The sequence below is a fragment of the Streptomyces sp. NPDC006602 genome, from assembly GCF_042870385.1.
In the GTDB taxonomy this organism is placed as follows: domain Bacteria; phylum Actinomycetota; class Actinomycetes; order Streptomycetales; family Streptomycetaceae; genus Streptomyces.
Map to the genome: position 1 here is coordinate 1 of NZ_JBIAHG010000087.1, position 2,693 is coordinate 2,693.

General features: G+C 58.0%; 2 rRNA genes (1 of these 2 running past the window's edge). Both read left to right on the top strand.

What is annotated here, in order from left to right:
- Positions 1-237: 237 nt before the first annotated feature.
- A 16S ribosomal RNA gene (locus ACFYO2_RS49410) occupies positions 238-1,763 on the top strand.
- A 299-nt stretch (positions 1,764-2,062) separates the two neighbouring features.
- Positions 2,063-2,693: ribosomal RNA gene (locus tag ACFYO2_RS49415) — 23S ribosomal RNA — on the top strand; it runs 2,506 nt beyond the window's last position.
- Together the 16S and 23S rRNA genes form the textbook arrangement of a ribosomal RNA operon.

Genomic DNA, 2,693 nt, shown 5'->3' on the forward strand with positions numbered 1-2,693 from the left:
CGAAGGGAAGCGCCCGGAGGAAAGCCCGAGAGGGTGAGTACGAAGGAAGCGTCCGTTCCTTGAGAACTCAACAGCGTGCCAAAAGTCAACGCCAGATATGTTGATACCCCGTCCATCGGAATTCTTCCGGTGGCGAGGTTCCTTTGAAGAAAAACACAGCGAGGACGTTGTGAACGGCCGGGCTTATTCCGCCTGGCTGTTCCGCTCTCGTGGTGTCGACCCGATTACGGGTAAACATTCACGGAGAGTTTGATCCTGGCTCAGGACGAACGCTGGCGGCGTGCTTAACACATGCAAGTCGAACGATGAACCACTTCGGTGGGGATTAGTGGCGAACGGGTGAGTAACACGTGGGCAATCTGCCCTTCACTCTGGGACAAGCCCTGGAAACGGGGTCTAATACCGGATAACACTTCCACTCTCCTGAGTGGAGGTTAAAAGCTCCGGCGGTGAAGGATGAGCCCGCGGCCTATCAGCTTGTTGGTGAGGTAATGGCTCACCAAGGCGACGACGGGTAGCCGGCCTGAGAGGGCGACCGGCCACACTGGGACTGAGACACGGCCCAGACTCCTACGGGAGGCAGCAGTGGGGAATATTGCACAATGGGCGAAAGCCTGATGCAGCGACGCCGCGTGAGGGATGACGGCCTTCGGGTTGTAAACCTCTTTCAGCAGGGAAGAAGCGAAAGTGACGGTACCTGCAGAAGAAGCGCCGGCTAACTACGTGCCAGCAGCCGCGGTAATACGTAGGGCGCAAGCGTTGTCCGGAATTATTGGGCGTAAAGAGCTCGTAGGCGGCTTGTCACGTCGGGTGTGAAAGCCCGGGGCTTAACCCCGGGTCTGCATTCGATACGGGCTAGCTAGAGTGTGGTAGGGGAGATCGGAATTCCTGGTGTAGCGGTGAAATGCGCAGATATCAGGAGGAACACCGGTGGCGAAGGCGGATCTCTGGGCCATTACTGACGCTGAGGAGCGAAAGCGTGGGGAGCGAACAGGATTAGATACCCTGGTAGTCCACGCCGTAAACGGTGGGAACTAGGTGTTGGCGACATTCCACGTCGTCGGTGCCGCAGCTAACGCATTAAGTTCCCCGCCTGGGGAGTACGGCCGCAAGGCTAAAACTCAAAGGAATTGACGGGGGCCCGCACAAGCAGCGGAGCATGTGGCTTAATTCGACGCAACGCGAAGAACCTTACCAAGGCTTGACATACACCGGAAAGCATCAGAGATGGTGCCCCCCTTGTGGTCGGTGTACAGGTGGTGCATGGCTGTCGTCAGCTCGTGTCGTGAGATGTTGGGTTAAGTCCCGCAACGAGCGCAACCCTTGTTCTGTGTTGCCAGCATGCCCTTCGGGGTGATGGGGACTCACAGGAGACCGCCGGGGTCAACTCGGAGGAAGGTGGGGACGACGTCAAGTCATCATGCCCCTTATGTCTTGGGCTGCACACGTGCTACAATGGCAGGTACAATGAGCTGCGATACCGTGAGGTGGAGCGAATCTCAAAAAGCCTGTCTCAGTTCGGATTGGGGTCTGCAACTCGACCCCATGAAGTCGGAGTTGCTAGTAATCGCAGATCAGCATTGCTGCGGTGAATACGTTCCCGGGCCTTGTACACACCGCCCGTCACGTCACGAAAGTCGGTAACACCCGAAGCCGGTGGCCCAACCCCTTGTGGGAGGGAGCTGTCGAAGGTGGGACTGGCGATTGGGACGAAGTCGTAACAAGGTAGCCGTACCGGAAGGTGCGGCTGGATCACCTCCTTTCTAAGGAGCACTTCTCACCGATCCCTACGGGGTGAGGTCAGAGGCCAGTACATCGGCGTACGTCCGGTGCTGGTTGCTCAAGGGTGGAACGTTGACTATTCGGCACACTCGACCAGCTTGTCTTTCCAGTACTGCTTCGGCGTGGAACGGAAGGTGAGTGGCGAGGGTGCCGGGCACGCTGTTGGGTGTCTGAGGGAATGAACCCCTCAGGTGCCGGCCCCGGTGAAGCATCACGGAAGTGGTGTGTGACGGGTGGCTGGTCGTTGTTTGAGAACTGCACAGTGGACGCGAGCATCTGTGGCCAAGTTTTTAAGGGCGCACGGTGGATGCCTTGGCACCAGGAACCGATGAAGGACGTGGGAGGCCACGATAGTCCCCGGGGAGTCGTCAACCAGGCTTTGATCCGGGGGTTTCCGAATGGGGAAACCCGGCAGTCGTCATGGGCTGTCACCCATACCTGAACACATAGGGTATGTGGAGGGAACGCGGGGAAGTGAAACATCTCAGTACCCGCAGGAAGAGAAAACAACCGTGATTCCGGGAGTAGTGGCGAGCGAAACCGGATGAGGCCAAACCGTATACGTGTGAGACCCGGCAGGGGTTGCGTGTGCGGGGTTGTGGGATCTCTCTTTTACGGTCTGCCGGCCGTGAGACGAGTCAGAAACCGTTGATGTAGGCGAAGGACATGCGAAAGGTCCGGCGTAGAGGGTAAGACCCCCGTAGTCGAAACGTCAACGGCTCGTTTGAGAGACACCCAAGTAGCACGGGGCCCGAGAAATCCCGTGTGAATCTGGCGGGACCACCCGCTAAGCCTAAATATTCCCTGGTGACCGATAGCGGATAGTACCGTGAGGGAATGGTGAAAAGTACCGCGGGAGCGGAGTGAAATAGTACCTGAAACCGTGTGCCTACAAGCCGTGGGAGCGTCGC